Origin of the sequence: Cysteiniphilum marinum (assembly GCF_014857925.1) — a bacterium.
GTDB classification, from domain to species: domain Bacteria; phylum Pseudomonadota; class Gammaproteobacteria; order Francisellales; family Francisellaceae; genus Caedibacter; species Caedibacter marinus.
On the sequence record NZ_JACYVZ010000117.1, the window covers coordinates 1 to 583 of the forward strand.

Annotated in this window: 1 protein-coding gene; it reads left to right on the plus strand. The window is 35.0% G+C overall.

The window, feature by feature from the left end; genetic code table 11:
* Nucleotides 1-583, plus strand: a 583-nt coding sequence (locus IE867_RS14570; protein WP_192485420.1) for a transposase, incomplete at both ends; no start/stop codon positions are given.

Genomic DNA, 583 nt, shown 5'->3' on the forward strand with positions numbered 1-583 from the left:
TTTAAAAGCATACCTGCTCGCTTACGTAATACTGTTTCAGCTGTCTGCTCTGATTTGTATGAAGGTTATATTAATGCTGCCAAAGAGGTTTTTGGGAATAATGTTGTTGTAGCAGATCGCTTCCATGTATCAAAATTATATCGAAAAAAGCTAATAGATGTGCGTAAAAGTGAGCTTAAGAGACTTAAATCAAAGCTGTCAAAAGAGGAATACCAAGAACTCAATCCAGCTGTAGCCATTCTGAGGAAAGGGAAAGATTATTTTAATGAAGAAGAGAAAGTGATAGTAGATATGTTGTTTAAGCACTCCCCTAAGTTACAGTTGGTTTATGCCTTTAGTCATCGTTTAACCTCCGTTTTTAATAGCCATCTAAGCAAGGTTCAAGCAAAAGCAGAGTTAATGGACTGGATTGCTGATGTACAAAAATCTAAATTAAAATGTTTTGATAGCTTTATTACGACATTAACAACCCATATTGAAGAGGTAAGCAATTACTTTATTGATCGAAATAGTAGCGGTTTTGTGGAAGGCTTTAATAACAGGTTAAAAGTGCTGACGAGAAGATGCTATGGGTTAAAAAATG